Source organism: Tepidimonas aquatica, from assembly GCF_007556585.1.
In the GTDB taxonomy this organism is placed as follows: Bacteria; Pseudomonadota; Gammaproteobacteria; order Burkholderiales; family Burkholderiaceae_C; genus Tepidimonas; species Tepidimonas aquatica.
Genome location: NZ_VJNA01000078.1, coordinates 1 through 1387, shown reverse-complemented (window position 1 = coordinate 1387; position 1387 = coordinate 1). Strand labels below are relative to the sequence as shown.

Annotated in this window: 3 protein-coding genes; all 3 read right to left on the bottom strand. The window is 58.6% G+C overall.

Annotated elements, in window-relative coordinates:
* Window positions 1–257: 257 nt before the first annotated feature.
* A complete protein-coding gene (locus Taqua_RS13010; protein WP_144326988.1) occupies window positions 258–827 on the bottom strand; it encodes an Hsp20/alpha crystallin family protein in 570 nt (189 codons plus the stop codon).
* Window positions 828–862: 35 nt separating this feature from the next.
* On the bottom strand, window positions 863–1144 hold the full coding sequence (mads1, locus tag Taqua_RS13005; RefSeq protein ID WP_031755008.1) for a methylation-associated defense system helix-turn-helix domain-containing protein MAD1: 282 nt from the start codon (window positions 1142–1144) through the stop codon (window positions 863–865).
* Between the two features lie 22 nt (window positions 1145–1166).
* Window positions 1167–1387: hypothetical protein (locus Taqua_RS13365; RefSeq protein ID WP_221933951.1), on the bottom strand; the 221-nt coding region annotated here is incomplete at its 5' end.

Below are 1387 nucleotides of genomic sequence, written 5' to 3'. Positions count from 1 at the left end.
TCAGGCGGCAGCAACCGCGCCACAGCACGGTCCTTGAATGCTTGTCCGTATCTGGCCAACTTGTTCTTCCATCATCGCCCCCAGGTTCAGAGTTCTATGCGGGCGACATCTATTCTGACGCGGGGGGCGGGCTGGCCGCAGACTTGGCATTGTTTTCTGGCCATGCTGATGCTCCTGAGAGGGTTAACTGGGCGAGGCACCGCAGATCACGGTGCCTCATCTCTTTGTGGTTTTTGAGAAAAACGCGCTGCCCCGCGTCAGCCGTTGATCGGGATCGAGCGCCCCTGCTTGGGCGCACTGGCCTCGCGCTTGTCCATCGTGATCGTGAGCACGCCGTTCTTGAAAGCGGCCTTGATCGTGTCCTGGTTGGCATCGGCCGGCAGGTTCAGAGCGCGCTGAAAGCTGCCGTAGGAGCGCTCCACCCGGTGGAAACCGCCGTCTTTCGTTTCCTGCTCCTGACGCTTTTCACCGCGCACCATCAGCACGTCGTTGTCGAGCGTGATCTGGATGTCTTTTTCCTCGACGCCGGGTACTTCCAGGGCGATCTTGTACTGCTTGTCGGTCTCCTGGATGTCCAGCGCCGGCTTCAGCATGCCCGGCCAGTCCGACGGCCAGCGTGGCATGGCCAGCGTCGGGAGACCGAAGCCTCGAAACGCGTCGTCGAACAGGCGGTCGATCTCGCGATGCAATTGCAGGATGGGACTGACGGGCCCACCCGCCACCGGCAGGTCATTGCGCTGCACCGGCAGCGAGGCAGTGCTCTGTTGTTCTTCCTGCTCCTTCTTGAACCAGTTCCAGGGAGCCAATTTCTTGAAATCAATGTCCATGTCACACCTCCAGAAGAAAAATTGAAGACTCTCGCTCACTCCGTTTGCCTGCGGCGACGGACAGCGCGCCCAGACGACACGGAGTGTTCCGCTGACTTTGGCTGCTCATCTGTGCGTATCACCTCCTTCTTTCTGCCCGCTTGGATCTGATCATTGATCCATTGATCGATTTCACTTTGACGAAACCGCCACGTCCCGCCGACCTTGAAGGCCGGAATCTCCCCGTGCGAGGCGAGCCGGTAAAGCGTCCGCTTGCCGACTTTCAAGTAGGCAGCCAACTCGTCGAGTGTGAAGATCGCCTGCTGGCGCGCTGTCATACCACCCCCACAAGTTCCGTCGTCACGCGGCCTCGCTCGAGGAAATTCTTGCAAGACTTTGCAAGATATTGCGTATAACATACAGAAAGTCAAGAGTCAACATCCAGCGACCTGCTGGGTAATCCCCCCGCAAAACCAGTGCGCTGAGAAGTAGAGAGTCTCGAAGGAGAATCTCTACGATGAAGAAATCGCGTTTCACTGACAGCCAGATCATCGACGCGCTCAAGCGGGCGGAGGCTGGTC

Excerpts from the sequence above, each read along its gene's own strand:
- Taqua_RS13010 (WP_144326988.1), bottom strand. The coding sequence starts at position 827 with ATGGACATTGATTTCAAGAAATTGGCTCCCTGGAACTGGTTCAAGAAG.
- mads1 (WP_031755008.1), bottom strand. The coding sequence starts at position 1,144 with ATGACAGCGCGCCAGCAGGCGATCTTCACACTCGACGAGTTGGCTGCC.